Below are 1,134 nucleotides of genomic sequence, written 5' to 3'. Positions count from 1 at the left end.
CGGCGGCAACGGCGGTAACGGCGGCATCGGGGGGCCGGCCCCGTTAATCGGCGCCGGCGGCGCGGGCGGCACCGGCGGGACCGGTGGGACCGGTGCGGACGTCGCTTCGATCGACGGATCCGACGGCCTGGGCGGCGCCGGCGGCACCGGCGGGTTCCTGTACGGCCCCCCCGGGCCGAACGGTTAAGCCGGGTGCCCTGGGCCCGCGGCGCGAGGATGACGGATCCCGGCCGATTTTAAGGGCGCTTGTTTGATGCATGTCAAATACGGGGAACCTGGTGCGGGCGGGCCGCAACAATCGACACCGACGCGGCGCCGTATCAGCACGGGACGGCCCGCCCCCTCAACGGGCCGTCCCGGCTGCTGCGCGAAAGACACGGCGAAGCTAAGCCAGCTAAGCCAGCTAAGCCGTGGTCTCACAACGGTTTTCAAAACACTTGTGCCATCGAACGCGGCACACCCGTGGTGCGGACTCGCTGTCGCACATGACAACCTGCGTTGCCAGATTCGGCGGCCGCCAAACATCGCGGGTCGGGGGCGAAATCGATTCCGAAAATCCTACACGTGGGCAACTGTTGCGGACGTAGTCTGTTTGTTTTCAGCCATATCGGCACGAGGAGGATGCCGATGTCCAACGTGATAGTGGCGCCGCAGGCGCTGGCCGCCGCGGCTACGGATCTGTCGGGGGTCGCCTCGGCGCTGACCGCGGCCAATCGCGCCGCGGCGACTCAGACGACCGGACTGATGGCCGCGGCCGGCGACGACGTGTCGGCGGCGATCGCCGAGGTGTTTTCCGGCCACGCGGTGGAGTATCAGGCGCTCAGCGCCCAGGTGGCGGCATTTCATGCCAATTCGTCCAGGCCCTGACCGGCGCGGGGCACTCGTACGCGGCGGCCGAGGCCGCCGGGGCCTCCGGGCTGCAAAGCGTCGGACAAGACGCGATCGCGGCGATCAACGCGCAAACGGAGACGCTGCTGGGGCGGCCGCTGATCGGTAACGGCGCCGCCGGCACCGCAACCAACCCCAACGGGCAACCCGGCGGGCTGCTGTATGGCAACGGCGGCAACGGCGGTAACGGCGGCATCGGGGGGCCGGCCCCGTTAATCGGCGCCGGCGGCGCGGGCGGCACCGGCG

At 70.2% G+C, this 1,134-nt stretch carries 2 pseudogenes; both read left to right on the top strand.

Annotated elements, in window-relative coordinates:
- Positions 1-187: pseudogene (locus tag BST11_RS28285) on the top strand (PE family protein); the annotation flags it as partial.
- Positions 188-627: 440 nt separating this feature from the next.
- Positions 628-1,134, top strand: a pseudogene (locus BST11_RS26805) (PE family protein); the annotation flags it as partial.

Source organism: Mycobacterium alsense (assembly GCF_002086635.1).
Lineage (GTDB): Bacteria > Actinomycetota > Actinomycetes > Mycobacteriales > Mycobacteriaceae > Mycobacterium > Mycobacterium alsense.
Note: the sequence above shows the minus strand (reverse complement) of the source record. Positions and strands in the feature narration are given on the sequence as shown.